We start from the raw sequence: 411 nt of genomic DNA on the forward strand, positions 1-411 counted from the left end.
GCCGAGGCACGGGAGCAGTGGCTCGCGGTCTTCGCCCGCGACCGCGCCGACCTCGGCCCCGCACACGCCGCCCGGCTGGCCGCCGCCGAAGCCACCCGCCACGCCACGCCCCGACCGCTGGACCAGTCGCCCGCCGACTACGTCACCGCGCATGTGGAACTGGCCTACGCCACCACCGCGCACGGCATCCAAGGCGACACTGTGACCGCCGCCCACCTGGTGGTCGGCGAGGACACCGGCGCGGCCGCGGCCTACGTCGGGATGACCCGCGGCCGAACCGCCAACACCGCCCACCTCGTCGCCGACGACCCCGCCGAGGCACGGGAGCAGTGGCTCGCGGTCTTCGCCCGCGACCGCGCCGACCTCGGCCCCGCACACGCCGCCCGGCTGGCCGCCGCCGAAGCCACCCGC

Annotated in this window: 1 pseudogene; it reads left to right on the plus strand. The window is 77.9% G+C overall.

The features are described 5' to 3' along the window. Window positions 1–411 (plus strand): annotated as a pseudogene (locus E9565_RS22020) (TrwC relaxase); the annotation flags it as partial.

Origin of the sequence: Blastococcus sp. KM273129 (assembly GCF_021698995.1) — a bacterium.
GTDB lineage: Bacteria > Actinomycetota > Actinomycetes > Mycobacteriales > Geodermatophilaceae > Blastococcus.